Raw genomic sequence first — 14,879 nt, 5'->3', positions numbered from 1 at the left:
TGATCGCTTACCACAAGTGAAGAGAGGCTTGCCGCAATCAGGTCAAACCGCCAGGTTCTGGGTCGAGGTTGGGCCGCCGGCATTGGTGCCTGAGCAGGGCACCGGCCTCACCCCAGCCGGTATGGCAGCGCTGGCCTCCGCCCAGACCTATGCGCGGGCGGCGCTCGCGCCGGAGCAGCTTTGAGTCTACGCCGCCGACTGAGCGCGATTCTGCAACTGGTGCTCGGAAGTGGAGTGCGAGCCGCTGCCAGCAAGAGCCCGCGGCGGTGGCGGCCTATTTAGCCTTGCTCGCTGGCCTATTCTCCCCGATCGGCGCTCGATCGCGGGTTCGCCGCGATTGGTTACCAGCACCGCCTTCGCGGGCTCAACTGGTTAGTCAACCAGCTTTTCATCCGCATGACGCTGCACGGCATTTACCGTCGGACGGCAGCCGTATGTTCCACCGAATCGGACGGTGGGGGGTTAGGTATCGCTTTAGCCGGTTGTCCCCAGGTGGCCGTCCAGGGAATGGGGGGAGAAGGATCGTAACCGGGGGGAGAGGTATCGAAATGCCGAGTCTTCCCGGGGGGGGAAGTATCGGACTCTACTAGTTTGAATCCAAATATCTTCCACTAGCTTGCGATACCTAACCCCCCGTTGACGCTGTGGGGCCCTGAAGCCGAAGGTCGGCGATAGTGCAAGGGTGATTCGATGGGCGACGTGGACGGCGGTGTGCGGCGACTAGTGCTTGTGCATGGCAGGGACCGTGCGCGAACCATGGTCGAGCCCGAACAGAAGGCGCTTGTCGATATTGCCGCTGAGGTCATGGGAGATGAGGACGGCCGGATCGGCATCACCTACACCGGGTTCTGCCTCACCGGTCTACCGCACAAACGTCTGCCCGATGATCAGGGCTGGGAAAAGCGGGGCCACCGCGTCACGTTACAGATCGAGCCTGGACGCAACGGTGTCGGCACACCTGTTAGGTTTGTTGGCGTGCCGTACGGTGCGCGTGCCCGCATGATCCTCCTTTACCTGCAAACGCAGGCAATAAAGACGGGATCACGTGAGGTCGAGCTCGGGCGAAGCATGCGCGACTGGCTCGGTCGTATGGGCCTTTCGTGGGGCGGCGAGACAGGTAGAGCCCTGCGAGAGCAGGCAACCCGGATTTCGGCGTGCAGTCTGAAATTTCATTGGGAAGGGGATACCGCTGCCGGGTGGGACAAGGGCGGCTTCGTTCGTTCAGGCCTCCGCTTCCACACGCGCGCGGACGACGAACGGCAGCCGACTTTGTGGGAAGACCGCGTCATCCTAGACGAAGTCTTCTATGAGGTTCTGCGGAAACACCCGGTCCCGCTACGCGAGGCTGCATTGAGAGAGCTGGCTGATCGCAGCCTCAGCCTCGACATCTACATCTGGCTTGCCTACCGGCTGCACACTCTGAAGAAGCCAACGCCGATCCGCTGGGCGGCGCTGCAGGAGCAGTTCGGCACACAGACCAGCCTACCGACGAACTTCCGACGCGTTTTTAAGAAGGCGCTCGCCCCGGCGGTCGCGGCCTACACCGAGGGTCGAATCGAGTTCGATGACGACGCTGGACTTGTCCTTCACCCTTCTCCGCCCCCCATCGCGCCTCGGATCGTCGCAGTGGGGGGTTAGGTATCAGATTCCCTGTCGATACCTAACCCCCCAGCCTGAGGCTTCGGTCGTATCAAAGTTCCAACTTTCTGCGCTGGCTATTGCTCTCAAACTTGGCATGCCCGAAACTGCTGTTTTTCAACGATGCTCCAGCTCAGCTTCCAGCCTCGCGATCTCCTCTTCCAACCTCATACGCTGTTTCCGGAGCAGGTCGAGACGGACGCGGCGTTCGTCAATGCCGTCCTCCCTCCTACCCTTTCTGCGTCGCCACTCGATCAGCTCAGCACGTTTGAGCTCGGGCCTAATAAGCCCGTCCTGCTCAGCTTCCTGTAACAAAGGCTGTTCCAAAGTGGAGAGCAGGTAGATTGTCGAGTAAGAGCCGGGCAGGCGCTCCATTGGCACTGGTCCAGACATCGCCCAGCGCGCAGCCTCGCGTAACTGGTAAGCAGTGCGTGCCGAGAAGGGAAGTTCTGCCTCGACTGCAGCAACGTACTCGCCATGCGGCAACATATCCTTTGCCCTGATCAGTAACTGGCCGATCTCGAGAAAGGCACCCTGTGCCCGGCTCCAAAGGCGAGAGATCTCGGAGACGAAGTCCTCCGCACGTTGGGGTTCAGCTTTAGCTGCCTTTAGCGCATGAACCCGCGCATCGCCTTCGATAAGAACAGGCGGTGGTGGGACGTCGAGCTTAAGCCGCCGGGACACGCTTTTTCTCCTTCCTCGTCGCCTCAGGCCGAACTGACCCACGGCCCCATACCTTTCCGCGCACGTAACTCCAGACTGCCTGCATCTCCTCTGACCCGGCGTGACCGGGAACATCAATGAGGCCGAGGCCCTTGGCTCCTGCACGGGCGTAATCAGTACGGTCGGCGACCTCTACTGGGCAGAGTTCGCCCGCGTCGAGCAGGAAGGATTTTACTGCATTAATGTTCACCCGCGGCTTGACGAAGTTGAGGACCGCAACGGCAGGGCGTTCCTCCTCACGCAAGTGCTTAAGAAACGGTGCTACCGATTCGGCATCATCAAAAGTAGCACGGGTCGGCACTACAACCAGATCGGCACGACCTAACAAAGCTTGAAATGACGCCGGTTGCGTTTCAATCGATGGTGGTGTGTCGATGAAGAGCGCGTCGAAGCCGTCCAGCTCGCCATCGTCCAGGAGGGCGTCTGCCTCAGACCATGCCACTTTGAAGTGCGGGATAGCTGGTACGGTCTTTGGCCTGCGACGGCTCCAGATCGTCAGTGTTGCTTGTGGGTCCAAATCAGCCGTTACCACCCGTAATCCGCCATGGGCAGCAACAGCAGCCAGATTGCGGCAAAGGGTGGTTTTTCCCACACCTCCCTTGCCAGCCGAAAACAGCAGTCGTTTCATTTCGTCCCCCAACGACAGCCAGATAAGACTCTTAGCTGCCAGAGACCGAATACCGCAACGGAGAAGAGGCAGCAGAAGACTGACCGGTTAAACTTTTCCCGAGCTACTAGTGAACGGAATGCTGAGTGGCATAGCAGACTTCGGCCTTTGACGATCGTCCTAAACCGACTCTGAAAGATACTCGGGCTGAGGGCTGCGCAGGTGACGCTGCAGCAGATGGATGAACGCCAGCTTCCGATCGTGCTCTGCCAGCACCATGGTTTCGATCTAAAACCAAGATTTGGCGGAGTTAGACACGATGTCGGGTTGTTTGGGGAGTAATTATCGACCGGATTTTGTGTTGGCCCATCCGAGCCGAATGTCCTGATAAGAGACAAAGGCTTGCAGGAATGTCTCCCGCAGGATACAGTCCGAAGATGATCGAGGTTCGCACCACCGCCGTCTTCGATGCGTGGCTGCGGGATCTTCGGTCCGGTACTGACCGAGCGATTGTCGCCAAGCGGATCTCGCGGCTGGCCCGTGGCCTCTTTGGCGATGTGGAGCCAGTGGGTAAGGGCGTGTCGGAGCTGCGCATTCATCACGGGCCAGGGTACCGCGTCTACTTTGTCCGTCAGGGCAGCACAGTGGTCGTGCTGCTTTGCGGTGGCGATAAGAGCTCACAAGGCCGGGACATCATCCGGGCTAAGGAGATCGCGCAGAAGCTGGGAGGCTAGCCATGGCTATCGAGACCAAGCCCTTCGACCCCGCAGACTACCTCGACGACGAGGAGAGCCGTCTGGAGTATCTGCGTCAGTCTTTCGCCAGCGGTGACCCGGCCGACATCGCCGAGGGCGTCGGCACTGTGGCCCGCGCCCTCGGCATGAGCCGTATTGCCAACGAGGCCGGGCTCGCCCGCCCAGCGCTCTATCGGGCGCTCACCGAAGGGGGCAACCCGTCGCTCGCCACAGTGGCAAAGGTGCTGAGCACCATGGGGCTCCGGCTCACTGTCGAGCCGGCGCGCCCCGATGCAACCTGAGTAAGAGGAGAGCCCCGCAGGTCAACCGATGAGCCGAGCCAGGTATTGGGTGCTGACCGCCGCCCGGATGGCCGGCACCGTCCCCGGGGCTGCGTACGGCGCCGCCTCGGCCTGTCCTGAGCACCACCCCGGGGGTGCTGCACCGGACATCATGCGGCCGCAACTAGCAGCCGAGACGAGGGAGCTGTGTTTCCAGGAATGCAGCGTTTCCTACAGCGGGATCTCCCGCACGCCGCTGGCCGCGGCTGAACATCTCACCCGCGAGCGGATCCAAGATGCCCGAGGCCTGCAGCGGGAGAACACGTTCCATGAAGAGGAGCGCCTTCCGCCTGGCGAGCGGGCACGCCTCGGCGATTACGCCCCGCTCGGGCTTTGACCGCGGGCACATGGCCCCGTCAGGCGACATGGCCCCACTCGAGGGTCAGGCGGAGAGCTTCTCGCTGGCGAACCTGGTCCCGCAGAACCCTGGCTCGAACCGCTGCCTTTGGGAGGGCACCGAAAGCGCCGTGCGCGAACTCGCCCTCCAAGAGGGTGAGTCTGGGTGCTGACGGGACCGATCTTCCAAGGCGAGGAGCTCCAGCGGCTGAACCACCGCGTGCTGGTGCCGACCAGCCTCTACAAGGCTGTCTGCCTGCCATCCCGGCGGGAAGCGGCCGCCTACGTCGCCTCGAATGCCCCGGGGATGGCATGGCGCACCGTCTCCCTGGCAGAGCTGCGGGACCTTGCCGACTTCAACGCCTTCCCGATCCTTGCTGCCGAGGTGCAGCGGCGCGCCATGCGACTGCTCGAGCCAAGGCCGCACAATGTCCGCGGAAGCTGCGGCGAAGCAGGGACGGCGGTTGCCGCAAACCACCGGCCGACCTCACCCGGGAGTCCAATCCCGACCCCAAGGGCGCCACTCGTAACCAGCAGCTCTGGCTCGGGCGGGAGCGGCAACACCGTCCTGATCATCGCGACGCTGGCTGCGGCCATCGCCTGCTATCTGCTCAATCGCGTCCTGGGACGACGCTGACGGGAGGACGACCATGAGCTTCAAGCCTTAAGCCGATGAGGCCGCCGCACTCCAAGTCGGCAGTCTCCCGACCGAGAACCGCCTCGACCGTGTCTCGCTGGCCGGCAGCCTGGACCTGACGCGCGACAAGATCGGCCTGCAGCGCGCCAGGAGGCTGCGGGACCTTCTCGCATCGGTGGTGATGGAGTTGGAGCGACAGAGCGGTGCACTGCTCGAGGCAACCAAGACGACCGGCACCGACACCGTCAAGAATCCCTTTGGATAGGGTCCCTGCCTGGCACCGCCGCCAATGAGAGTGACGCAAGGATGTTTAGGGTGTGCATGACCCGATGGGTGCTGGTGCTCCTGGCGCTGTTCCTGCCTTGCTTGGCTCCGGCGCAGCCAATGCCGAACCGGATCTATGCGCTGGAAAGTGGCATGGCCCGGATTCCGGTGCCGGCAGGCAAGGCTTGGGAAGTCCACGATGAGGCCGGCCGTGTGGTGCGTCCCGTCGCGCCGGCCGATCCGGACGGCGCACTGCGCCTGCCTGCAGGCGGCTGGTATCGGCTCTTCCGCGATGGAGTGCCCTTCGGCGGCCGCTTTGCTGCCGGGTATATCGTGCTCGTCACCGGCCAGTCCCAGGCGGCCGGCCTGTTCGACGCCACCGACCCACGGGTTGGCGCACATCCGGCCGGACCGGGAGATCCGCCAGCGCCACCTGTCTCGGCGGTGCTGGAGGGCTGCTTCGGCCGCCCCGGCTGTCCGCCGGAGGGCACGCGCTGGATCACATCCGGCGCGGCGCTCGGTGCCCGCATCCTACTGGCCGAGTTGGCACGGCTGCGGCCTGGCATTCCCTTCGCACTAGTCAATGCCGCCCGGGGCAATACCGGCATCGCTGATCTGGTCGACCTTGCCCGGCCGGCGGATGGACACCTTGCCAGGGTGGCACGGGCAGCGGCGCCGGTTTCCGCCCTGCTGGTGCTAGCGCATGGCACCACGGATGCGCAGCGGGGTACCCTGCCGGAAGCTTATATCGCGGGAATCGGCGAACTGGTCAGACTGTTGCGAGAAGCCGGCGGCAATCCCGTCATGCCGGCGCTGCAGGCACCGCTCTCGCCACTGCAGGATGCCTATGGTCTGCTCGGCTCTGGGCGATTAGCCACGTGGGCCGGGCTCGCCGCGGGCGAGGGTTGGCTTTTCGACCTCCGTTTGGCGCAGCTTCGCCCGCTGAACTCTGCCACCACCACCCATGCCGGGCTGATCCGGGCGGCCCAGGCCGAGGCGGCGCGCCGCTATGGCCTGCTGCCGGGCGGCGAGATGGCAGAAGTGGAAACCGGTACGGACGGCATCCACTGGTCGGCTGAGGGGCTCCGCCGGGCGACGCGGGAAGCGGCGGCGGCGGTAGCCGCCGCCTTGCCGCCTCCCTGATCTCGCTTGACCGGGCAGTTATCGCCTGATTGAAGGCAACGCCCCCACCAACCCGCGATGATTGGTCTTCCACATGGCGGCCGCTAGGCACGAAACGGCGCGCAAACCGGCCTCAAGCGCCAGGATCACGCCACCAAACCAGCACCGTCACTCGTTGCAGACTAGCACTTGAGAATTAAGCGGCGGGTCGTGGGGTTACCAAGGTGTCGGTGTCAACTACGAGGACGATGACCGCAAAATGTAGTCGGTCCAGTATTATGCGGCGAGCTTAGCATCAGCTGCATTGAGGAACTGGAACCCGCATTAGCCTGTGGCGCTGCTTCGTGGAATGTCTTGTAAAAGTCCTCGGCCGTGACCTTGGCAGACCCCGCATCATACCCCGGCTGTTTTGCAGAGACGGTAGCTCTCGATAACGGATGCTTATGTCAGAAGAAGATCAGGTTTTCTCCTGCCATTCCAGGCGGAGCATGTCTACCGGTGAGAAGCGGCACATCGTCACCGCGCCTCAGCTGAATGGCTCGGTAACGATGGCCGGTCGGGTCGTCGAGGTCGTGCAGATTGCATGTGGCCCATCGAGGCCGATGGGGGACCTTCCCCACCCGGCGTAGTGGGAGGCTCCTGCAGAGGCTTGGCCCGATGTATTTCGCGCAAAAGCAGCTACGGCTGCTCGGCAGCAAGTAGCGCCTTCCATGACGCAGGAGCCGACGCCCCCAATCGCGCATGTCATGCCGATGTGGGAGCCATCAGCGCAGCAGCCAGCCTCGGAGCAAGGGAGGTCGGCCGCGTTACCAAGCGTCACGCCTGTCACGGAACTTCCCGAGCCGCACAGCCCAACGTCAGGCGGGTCGAAGGTGGTGCGGCGTTTTGCGGATCCCTTCACCGAGGATGATGACCGCAGCCAACTGCATCCGCTGCGGCTACTTGGCTGCAGCGGAATGATGGCTTTCAGGGCTACCGAGGCAGCAGCGGACCTGCACCAGTGATCGCCCGATCTGCCGGACTTGCATATCGGCGCAGCCGTAAGCCCCCACCCATGGGCAGTTTTGGCCCTCCTGCGGCCTCGCCCACGAGGACGGGAGACCGCCGTAGCAATGCTGGCAGCGATTGCGCACTCGCCGCGTTGCATTGCTCATCAGCGCATACCGGCAACTGCCCCGGTGCGCATCCGTTCTGCCCCGGCTAATTATTCGGCAGGGAGGCTAGGAATGGGCGAGGCATCTCTTGTGCGGGGTCTCACCCGGCGCTTGCTCGTCGCTGGGGGACCTACGGCTGCGCTGGTATGCATGGTGGGCCGGGGCGTCGCCCAGGTCAGGTCCGATGCGACGGGGCCCGCAAGCGACATCACCCAGGACTGGCATCCTGCCGCCAAGGCTGTGGCCGAGGAGATGTTGCGGCGCTATGGAGCGCCACAGGAAACAACTGCTACCATGCTTATCTGGCGAGGTAATGGCCCCTGGAAGCGGACTCTGGTGCATAAGACACCGGTCGAACACGACTTTCCCACGCGGCACATGGATGTGCTGGAACAGGTTGTCGAGTATCGCGTCCCGCTCAACTTCTTCGAGCCACTGGCCCGGTTCAATGGCAGCATTCTACCGGACCGCACCCGAGGTGACTTGACGGCTTGGTGTGACCGCGAGGCGACCAACATTCTGGTGCTGAATCTCGCACATGACATCATCCGCGGCGGTAAGACGGTTGAGCAGGCCCGCGAGGCCATGGCCGCCGGCATGCATGAGATCGGCGCCGGCTCCATCCCGGCGGATGCACGGGAGTTGCGCCTTGGCTCGCCTCAAGGCGACCTGCGCGATCCCGACAGCCCCATGGTTGCACCCGGCAGCAGCCAGGGCACCCCGCAGGGTCCCCTGATCGTCCGGTAGCCCGCTTATCGGGAGCAACAGCCCCGGCAAAGGCTGTCAGCCGTGTCTCAGCTTGCCTGCAGCGCCGCTTTCACCCGCGCCGGCGTATACGGCACCGAGCGCAGCCGAACGCCGGTGGCATCGAACACCGCGTTGGAAATTGCCGAGGGGATCGCCGCGGCCGAAGGCTCACCTGCACCCCAGGGACGCTCCTGCGGCCGGTCCAACAATTCGATTACCACCTCCGGCACCTCCGGGAAGGTCAGGATCGGGTAGCTGTTCCAGTCGAGGCTCGTGACCATGGAGCGGTCGAAGGTCAGCTCCTCCTTCAGCGTGCGGCTGACCGTCTGCACCACATTGCCCTCGATCTGGTTGCGAAGGCCGTCCGGGTTGATCACCTGGCCGCAGTCATGAACCACGACGAAGCGCGGCACACGGATCTCGCCGGTGCTGCGGTTCACCTCGACCTCGGCGACCGTGCCGATATAGGTGCGGTTCAGCTCATACTTCACATAGGTCATGCCGCGGCCGCGCATGACGTCGCCACCGCCGTTCCGTTGCGGCGAGGGGCGGCTCTCCCACTTCGCCAGGGTAGCCAGGCGCCGTAGTAACTCCTCACCGCGTGGGTCGCGCAGGTGCCGCAGGCGGAACTCGAGGGGATCGACGCCTGCCGCCGCGGCCAACTCGTCCATGAAGGCCTCATTGGCATAGGTGTTCTGCATCCGCCCAGGCGTGCGGATCCAGGATGGCTTGAACGGCGTCTCCGCCAGCCGGTGGCAGGTGGTGCGCACTGCGGGGACGGTATAAGGCAGCGCGGAGTTTTGGATGATGTTGCCCGGTGCCATCGAGGACTCATGCGGCAAGCCGGCCAGTTCTGCAGGCACCAGCGGCACGTTCCCGGCCGCGCCTTCGGGAATGAAGAACTCCGACTCCCAGGCGGCAATATTGCCCTTGTCGTCGAGGGCGGCGCGGAGATCGATCAGGGTAGGCGGTCCCTTCGGATCCCAACCATGCTCGTCCTGGCGCGACCACTGCACCCGCACCGGCTGGCCGCCCATGGCGCGCGTCAGTAGTGCCGCATCACCCGCCGCATCCTCGTGCCCATTACGGCCGTAGCAGCCGGAACCCTCAAGGTAGATGCAGCGCACCTCCCCCTCGGGCATCCGCATCATGGCAGCGATTTGCTTGCGCAGCGCGTGGGTCATCTGCGAAGCCGTCCAGACCGTCAGCTGACCGTCCCGCAACTGCGCCACAGCACAAGACGGGCCGATAGACCCGTGGGTGTGGATCGGGAAGTCATAGGTCGCGCTGAGGCGTTTCGCTCCACCAAGCATCGCGTCCGCAGGGTTGCCGACACTGCTGGTGACGTCGTCCTTGGTGACGCGGGTGCCGCGCACATGCTCCCACAGCCGTACCTGTTCGGGCAGGCCACGCCAGTCGGACCAATCGGCCTTGAGGGTCTGCGATGCCTTGATCGCCGCCCATTCATTTCGCGCTACTACGGCGAGGAAGTTGCCCTCGCGAACCACCTTCACCGCCCCCGGGATGTCGCGCACCGACGCCTCGTCCATGCTGCGCAGCGTCGCGCCGATCGCTGGTGGGCGCACGACCCGAGCGTGCAGCATCCCATCCACGCTGAAGTCCTGCATGTAGGTGAAGCGGCCAGTGCACTTGGCCGGGATATCGAGCCGCGGCACCGACTGGCCGACGATACGGAATTCGGCCGGGTTCTTGGTCGTGACCTCCTTGTCGACCTTCAGCGTGAACCCGCGGCCGCCGAGGAGGTCGCCGTAGCCGATGCCCTGGCCGCCTGCCTTCGGGCGCACCACGCCGTCTTGCACCGCGAGGTCGTCTGCCGGCAGGTTCAGCCGACGCGAAGCAAGATCCAGCAGGTGCTTGCGTGCGGTTGCTGCCGCCTGGCGGATCTGCACCCCGCCGTTCTGGACCGAGAGGCTGCCATAGGTCGGCCCCTGGTCTGGCGTCAGTGCCGTATCACCCTGGATGACCGTGACCTGAGCGAGCGGCACGTCGAGCTCTTCGGCCGCCATCTGGGTCAGCGCCGTGCGGACGCCGGTCCCGAGATCCACCTTGCCCGAGAATACCGTAACCTTGCCGTCGGCGCCGATGGCGAGGAAACCGTCAACCTCATCGAGGGCCACTGTCTTACCTGGAGCAGAGGCCGAGCTCCCGCCCTGGGCCTTGGCTGGAGAGATGCGGTGACCTAGGGCAAAGCCGATGACGAGTGAGCCGCTCTGGAGGAGGGCGCGGCGGGTCGTGGCTGCGGACATTGTCGATCTCTCCACTACCGAGTGCCGGCCGCGCGCTGCACGGCTCGGAGGATCCGGACATGCGTGCCGCAGCGGCACAGATTGCCGGCCAGCGCCTCCCGGACCTCCGCATCGCTCGGCCTGTTGTTACCGTTCAGGAGGGCGGCAGCCTGCATGATCATGCCGTTGATGCAATAGCCGCACTGCGCGGCCTGCTCCTCGATGAAGGCACGCTGGACCGGATGCGGCTGCTCGGGCGAACCCAGCCCCTCGAGTGTGACCACCTTGCGGTCGGCCGTCAGCGAGGACAGCGGTGTGATGCAGGAGCGCACAGCCTCACCGTCCACATGCACCGTGCAGGCACCGCACTGGCCCAGTCCGCAACCGAAGCGTGGGCCGTGCAGGCCGAGCCCATCCCGCAAGGCGTAGAGCAGCGGCATGTCGGGATCGTCCACCTCGACCGTCCTCGGCTGCCCATTGACGTGGAGAGGTACGGAACTGACCATCGACTTCCTCCCGCATGACTATTGGTGCCGGGGCGCGGACCCAGGGCACAAACTCCTCAACGGCCGCCACCCGGTGCGGTTCTAGTCTCGCCAGCAGCCTTCAGGGTTCCCGACGATGACTGCCGGCGACACTGCTAGGGCAGGAGCCGCCTGCGTTTGGGCGGTGCGCCGGCAACTCCGCCCGTCGTTGGAAGAGCTGAAGGCGCGGCCCCGTCCCAAACCTTTTGGGACCGGCCTCAAAATAGGCTGCCACACAGTGCGGCTGCTGATGGCACGCACCGAAACCGCACTCGCTTACTACGCGGGGCCGGAACGGGTTTGCACGGCTCTCGCCCACCTGCCCGCTGACGTAATTCCGAAGGATCGCCGGCCGCTTTAGCCTGCAAGGCCGAGGCGTCAAGGGACTGGCTTCGCCAGGGTCGGTTGGGTGAAGTTGGTCGGGCTGGGGTCGTAGACCACGCGGTCGCGCCGGCCTGCCCAGCTGTTGCGCAGGTTGATGATGGGGATAACACCCATATCGTCGTAGAGCACCCTTGCCGCCTGCTGGGTCAGCTGCTTGCGCCGGGCCTCGTCCATGGTCGTCAGCGCCAGGGCCAGTGGCCGGTCCATCTGGGGATTGGAGTAGCGCTGCCGGTTGAAGGGACCGTGGCCGAGATCGGGGTCGCGTGTCATCACCACCTGGCGCAGCGGGTTCAATGTCAGGGCGCTGGTGAAATAGGTCATGAACAGGCTGAACTCGCGGTTGGTGGCGCGGGTGAACAGCGTCGGTGGCGGCAGCGCTTCAACGCGCGTTTCCACCCCGATACGGGTAAAGGCCTGGGCCAGAGCCTGCAACAGGTTGTCGTCATTGACGAAGTGCCCATTCGGGCCATGGATGGTTAGGCGGAAGCCGTTCGGATAACCGGCCTCGGCCAGCAGGGCACGGGCGCGAGCCGGATCATGTGGCAGCGGTTCCAGCCCCTCCAACCGGTGCTCGGCGATGGGGGAGGCGAATTGGTCGGCGGCTGAGGCCATGCCGAGATAGAGCCGCTCCGCGATCGCTTGGCGCGGAATGGCGAGCGCCAAAGCCCAGCGCACCCGCGGATCGGCAAGCGGGTTGCGCGCCAGCGGCTTGCCTTGCATGTCGGTGACGAAGGGCGTGGTGTCGCGCATCGAATCTGGAAAGAGATAGACGAAGGTCAGGCTGTCCACCTGGAACAGGGCAAAGCGCCGCTCCTGCTGCAGCCTGGGGATGTCCTGGACAGGCACGTAGTCGATCAGGTCCACCTCGCCGGCCAGCAACGCCGCCGTGCGGGCGCCGGGGTTCGGGATGTAACGGTAGACTACCCGGTCCCAGGGCTCGGTCGGGCCATACCAATGCTCGTTCCGCGTCAACTCAATCCGCTCGGCGTGCCGCCAGCTCACGAAGCGGTAGGGGCCGGTGCCGACCATCAACTTGCCACTGTTGAAGTCGGCGGTCGTCGCCGACGCGCCATGGATACGATGCGACAGGATGACTGGGGAGGCCATGTCGAAACGCATCAGTGGATTGGGCTCGCGGGTGTGCAGCCGGATGGTTTCGCGGTCTACCACCTCGATGCTGGTAATGCTGCGCACTGCCGGGGTGAACAGCGCCGGGCTGTTCGGCACAGTGGGGACGCGAGCGAAGGTGTAGGCAACGTCTTCAGGCTCGAAGGGCGTGCCGTCATGGAAGCGGGCTTCGGTGTTGAGCTTCACCTCCCAGGTCAGCTCATCGACCATGCGCATACTGCGCGCCAGCCGCGGCTGGAACTGGACCTTGTTGTCCAGCTCGAACAGTGGCTCAAAGATCAGCCTAGCGATCTGGGTATTCTGCTGAGTGTTATGATAGTGCGGGTCGAGCGCGCTGGGCGGGGTTTGCGCCCCGATGGTCAGCGTGCGTTGCGCCGTGGCAGGCGCCGCCAAGGCAAGACAGGCGGCCGCGGCGAGCAGCAGGTGACGCATGTTGCCTCCCAGTGCCAGATCGGCCGGTATTCCGGCTTCGGTGAGCAGGGTCAGACGCCGGTGCCGGCAGTGTCAACTGCAGAAGCGGGATCACCGGCGAGCTGAGCCCATCGCGCGGTCTGCACCACGACCCCTATGGCGACGCCGCGCGGACGCGAGGGGGCGCACGTCTACCTGCGGTCCTTCATCGACGAGATGAGGCCCTCGGGCATGGTCGCCGGGGCGCTTCAGCGCTCGAACCAGCCCGACGCAACCGTCGCGCCGTGAGGGGCGCTACGAGGGAACGGCTGCTAGGCCCCGGGCCGACGATCTTCAAGGAGGACGATGTGAGCAACGACGCCACGACCAGCGGGCTGAACCGCAGGGCACTTCTCCTCGGCGGGCTGGCCTCTGCACCACTGCTCGCCGCCTCCCGCGCCCTCGCGCAGGCAGGCTACCCGGACAAGCCGGTAAAGCTGCTGGTGCCGTTCGCGCCCGGGGGCACCACCGACATCGTCGCCCGCGTGGTTGCGGGCGGCGTGGCTCCGCACTTCAACAACCAACCGCTAGTGGTGGAGAACAAGGGCGGCGGCGGCGGTGCGATCGGCGCCGCCGAGACGGCGCGGGCCAGGCCCGACGGCTACTCGCTTGGCATCGCCACGGTCTCCACGGTGGCCACCGTGCCGGCGATCCAGCCCTCGACGCCTTACGACCCGCTCACCGCCTTCACGCCGATCACCAACATCGCGGCAACCCCGAATGTGGTGGCGGTGCATCCCTCGTTCCCGGCCAAGACCTTCCAGGCTTGGGCCGAAGAGGTGAAGAAGAACCCGGGCAAGTACTCTTACGCCACCTCGGGCACGGGCAGCATCCTCCATCTCCAGATGGAGCTCTACAAGAGCCTCACGGACACGGACATGGCCCACATCCCGTACCGCGGCTCGGGCCCGGCGCTCAACGACGCGGTGGGCGGGCAGGTGCCCATCATCATCGACAACCTGCCCTCGGCGCTACCCTTCCTCCAATCGGGACGGCTCGTACCCATCGTGCAAGCCTCGCCCCAGCGATCCGCTTCGCTGCCGGATGTGCCCACCTTCAAGGAGGTCGGTCTGGAGCCCGTGAACCGCACCGCCTTCTACGGCATCGTAGGACCGAAGGGGCTGCCGCGCCCGATCGTCGACCGGGTGCGCGACGCCGTGCTGAAGACGCTCGCCGAGCCAAACGTGCGCGCGCGCATCGAGGAGACCGGTTCCTTCATCGTGGGCAACACGCCGGAGGAGTTCGCGGCCGAGATCAAGACCGAGTACGAGGTCTACAAGAAGGTGGTGCAGGAGCGGAAATTGCAGCCGGAGTAAGGACCGCAAAGGTTCTAACGGCTTCACTCCCGCGTGCCAGGGGGTGTTGCCCGAGTTCGAGCGCACAACGGGCATCAAAGTCGTAACAACGTCGGACGTGTCTCAGGGCACAGGCCTGACCACCATAAAGGTCCGACTCGAACGCGGGGCACTCCCGGTGGGCTGGGGACGGGGGAATGCGAGTTATCCCCCAACAGCTCTCCGGCGCCGGTCGCGTTACGCTGGCGCGTGTCCCACCACCTTAGGTTCTGACGCAGAATAACTGAATCGGATGTGATGGCGGTCTGGCGGCCAGGTGGTCAAAGGGGCTGCCGGTGGCTGGCTTTGATGGCGTAATCCGCTGGGGTGATCGATATCGACGACATCCGCGCGCGGTACCAGCAGGCCTGCAAGTTCCTGGATGAACGTGGGCGGCGCTTGTTCGCGGCCAACGAGGCCCTGGCGCTGGGTTATGGCGGGGTGACAGCAGCGTCGGCGGCGACCGGGCTGGCGCGCAGCACCGTCCGGCGGGCGATCGTGGAACTGCAG

14 protein-coding genes and 1 pseudogene are annotated in these 14,879 nt (G+C 64.8%); 10 read left to right on the top strand and 5 right to left on the bottom strand.

Features of this window, described 5'->3' with window-relative positions:
* Positions 1-756 precede the first annotated feature (756 nt).
* Positions 757-1,638 (top strand): replication protein RepA, encoded by an 882-nt coding sequence (locus tag JMJ55_RS26945; protein ID WP_328702785.1) that lies wholly within the window; start codon positions 757-759, stop codon positions 1,636-1,638.
* A gap of 117 nt (positions 1,639-1,755) precedes the next feature.
* Here the strand turns inward: JMJ55_RS26945 and JMJ55_RS31775 are convergent, their stop codons facing one another.
* Positions 1,756-2,322, bottom strand: a complete 567-nt coding sequence (locus tag JMJ55_RS31775; RefSeq protein ID WP_202828708.1) for a DUF3102 domain-containing protein — start codon at positions 2,320-2,322, stop codon at positions 1,756-1,758.
* Complete coding sequence (locus JMJ55_RS26935; protein ID WP_202828707.1) at positions 2,306-2,989, bottom strand: ParA family protein; 684 nt, start codon at positions 2,987-2,989, stop codon at positions 2,306-2,308. The genes JMJ55_RS31775 and JMJ55_RS26935 overlap by 17 nt, the downstream gene beginning before the upstream one ends.
* Positions 2,990-3,405: 416 nt before the next feature.
* On the opposite strand from JMJ55_RS26935, the gene JMJ55_RS26930 reads away from it, so the two are divergent.
* The 7 genes from JMJ55_RS26930 (at position 3,406) to JMJ55_RS26900 (ending at position 8,303) form a co-directional block, all read left to right on the top strand.
* The gene (locus JMJ55_RS26930) at positions 3,406-3,702 is read left to right on the top strand and encodes a type II toxin-antitoxin system RelE/ParE family toxin (protein ID WP_202828706.1); all 297 of its coding nucleotides are present in this window, start codon (positions 3,406-3,408) and stop codon (positions 3,700-3,702) included.
* A gap of 2 nt (positions 3,703-3,704) precedes the next feature.
* Positions 3,705-4,004 (top strand): addiction module antidote protein, encoded by a 300-nt coding sequence (locus JMJ55_RS26925; RefSeq protein ID WP_202828705.1) that lies wholly within the window; start codon positions 3,705-3,707, stop codon positions 4,002-4,004.
* 49 nt (positions 4,005-4,053) lie between these two features.
* A complete protein-coding gene (locus JMJ55_RS31770) occupies positions 4,054-4,380 on the top strand; it encodes a DNA/RNA non-specific endonuclease (protein WP_202828704.1) in 327 nt (108 codons plus the stop codon).
* Positions 4,280-4,552: a DNA/RNA non-specific endonuclease gene (locus tag JMJ55_RS32190; RefSeq protein WP_407927568.1), complete on the top strand. Its 273-nt coding sequence runs from the start codon at positions 4,280-4,282 to the stop codon at positions 4,550-4,552. The genes JMJ55_RS31770 and JMJ55_RS32190 overlap by 101 nt, the downstream gene beginning before the upstream one ends.
* Positions 4,546-5,016, top strand: coding sequence for a DNA/RNA non-specific endonuclease (locus JMJ55_RS31765; RefSeq protein ID WP_202828702.1), 471 nt, complete (start codon positions 4,546-4,548; stop codon positions 5,014-5,016). Before JMJ55_RS32190 ends, JMJ55_RS31765 begins: the two co-directional genes overlap by 7 nt.
* A 321-nt stretch (positions 5,017-5,337) precedes the next feature.
* Complete coding sequence (locus JMJ55_RS26905) at positions 5,338-6,423, top strand: hypothetical protein (protein ID WP_202828701.1); 1,086 nt, start codon at positions 5,338-5,340, stop codon at positions 6,421-6,423.
* A gap of 1,205 nt (positions 6,424-7,628) precedes the next feature.
* Positions 7,629-8,303 (top strand): hypothetical protein, encoded by a 675-nt coding sequence (locus JMJ55_RS26900; protein WP_202828700.1) that lies wholly within the window; start codon positions 7,629-7,631, stop codon positions 8,301-8,303.
* A gap of 47 nt (positions 8,304-8,350) precedes the next feature.
* Here JMJ55_RS26900 and JMJ55_RS26895 read toward each other — a convergent pair whose 3' ends face one another.
* The 3 genes from JMJ55_RS26895 to JMJ55_RS26885 form a co-directional block, all read right to left on the bottom strand.
* Entirely contained in the window at positions 8,351-10,570 is a 2,220-nt protein-coding gene (locus JMJ55_RS26895) for a xanthine dehydrogenase family protein molybdopterin-binding subunit (RefSeq protein WP_202828699.1), read from the bottom strand.
* A 14-nt stretch (positions 10,571-10,584) separates the two neighbouring features.
* A complete protein-coding gene (locus JMJ55_RS26890; protein WP_202828698.1) occupies positions 10,585-11,055 on the bottom strand; it encodes a (2Fe-2S)-binding protein in 471 nt (156 codons plus the stop codon).
* Positions 11,056-11,451: 396 nt separating this feature from the next.
* Positions 11,452-13,017, bottom strand: coding sequence for an ABC transporter substrate-binding protein (locus JMJ55_RS26885; protein WP_202828697.1), 1,566 nt, complete (start codon positions 13,015-13,017; stop codon positions 11,452-11,454).
* 326 nt (positions 13,018-13,343) lie between these two features.
* On the opposite strand from JMJ55_RS26885, the gene JMJ55_RS26880 reads away from it, so the two are divergent.
* Together JMJ55_RS26880 and JMJ55_RS26875 are read left to right on the top strand one after the other, a co-directional pair.
* Positions 13,344-14,351 (top strand): tripartite tricarboxylate transporter substrate binding protein BugE, encoded by a 1,008-nt coding sequence (locus JMJ55_RS26880; RefSeq protein WP_202828696.1) that lies wholly within the window; start codon positions 13,344-13,346, stop codon positions 14,349-14,351.
* Between the two features lie 348 nt (positions 14,352-14,699).
* Positions 14,700-14,879: pseudogene (locus JMJ55_RS26875) on the top strand (ISAzo13 family transposase); the annotation flags it as partial.

The organism is Belnapia mucosa (assembly GCF_016775475.1).
Lineage (GTDB): Bacteria > Pseudomonadota > Alphaproteobacteria > Acetobacterales > Acetobacteraceae > Belnapia > Belnapia mucosa.
Note: the sequence above shows the minus strand (reverse complement) of the source record. Positions and strands in the feature narration are given on the sequence as shown.

What these genes read in the sequence shown, in the direction of transcription:
- JMJ55_RS26945 (WP_328702785.1), top strand. Translation starts at nt 757, where the DNA reads ATGGTCGAGCCCGAACAGAAGGCGCTTGTCGATATTGCCGCTGAGGTC.
- JMJ55_RS26935 (WP_202828707.1), bottom strand. Translation starts at nt 2,989, where the DNA reads ATGAAACGACTGCTGTTTTCGGCTGGCAAGGGAGGTGTGGGAAAAACC.
- JMJ55_RS26930 (WP_202828706.1), top strand. Translation starts at nt 3,406, where the DNA reads ATGATCGAGGTTCGCACCACCGCCGTCTTCGATGCGTGGCTGCGGGAT.
- JMJ55_RS26925 (WP_202828705.1), top strand. Translation starts at nt 3,705, where the DNA reads ATGGCTATCGAGACCAAGCCCTTCGACCCCGCAGACTACCTCGACGAC.
- JMJ55_RS32190 (WP_407927568.1), top strand. Translation starts at nt 4,280, where the DNA reads ATGCCCGAGGCCTGCAGCGGGAGAACACGTTCCATGAAGAGGAGCGCC.
- JMJ55_RS26905 (WP_202828701.1), top strand. Translation starts at nt 5,338, where the DNA reads ATGACCCGATGGGTGCTGGTGCTCCTGGCGCTGTTCCTGCCTTGCTTG.
- JMJ55_RS26900 (WP_202828700.1), top strand. Translation starts at nt 7,629, where the DNA reads ATGGGCGAGGCATCTCTTGTGCGGGGTCTCACCCGGCGCTTGCTCGTC.
- JMJ55_RS26895 (WP_202828699.1), bottom strand. Translation starts at nt 10,570, where the DNA reads ATGTCCGCAGCCACGACCCGCCGCGCCCTCCTCCAGAGCGGCTCACTC.
- JMJ55_RS26890 (WP_202828698.1), bottom strand. Translation starts at nt 11,055, where the DNA reads ATGGTCAGTTCCGTACCTCTCCACGTCAATGGGCAGCCGAGGACGGTC.
- JMJ55_RS26885 (WP_202828697.1), bottom strand. Translation starts at nt 13,017, where the DNA reads ATGCGTCACCTGCTGCTCGCCGCGGCCGCCTGTCTTGCCTTGGCGGCG.